Genomic DNA, 335 nt, shown 5'->3' on the forward strand with positions numbered 1-335 from the left:
CCGGAGATTCCCACCAGGTAGAGGATCTTCTCACGCTGGGCGAACTTGTTCAGCGCCACCGCGACCGCCGACGAGGTGGCCCCCGTCATGACGATAATCTTGTCGTCGTTGATGAAAGCCTGCTGTTCCTGGACGGCGTTGTTCGGCTTGGCGCCCGAGTCGGCGATGACGAGCTTGATCTGCTTGCCCAGCACGCCCTTGCTGACCTTGGGCGCGATCTGCCTAATCAGGTCGTGCCCCTCGTTGATGTGCTCGACAGCAAGTTCCATGCCCTTGATTTCGTCTTCACCCTGGACGGCATAGGTGCCGGTGCGCGGAACCGAGGCGCCGATGAA

General features: G+C 61.2%; 1 protein-coding gene. It reads right to left on the minus strand.

The genetic code is table 11. From position 1 onward, the window contains the following. Positions 1 to 335 (minus strand): ABC transporter substrate-binding protein (locus tag AC3A4H_RS23675; RefSeq protein ID WP_487768890.1); only part of this gene is annotated, 335 nt, incomplete at both ends.

It is taken from the genome of Pseudaminobacter sp. Soil_N_29 (genome assembly GCF_057656055.1).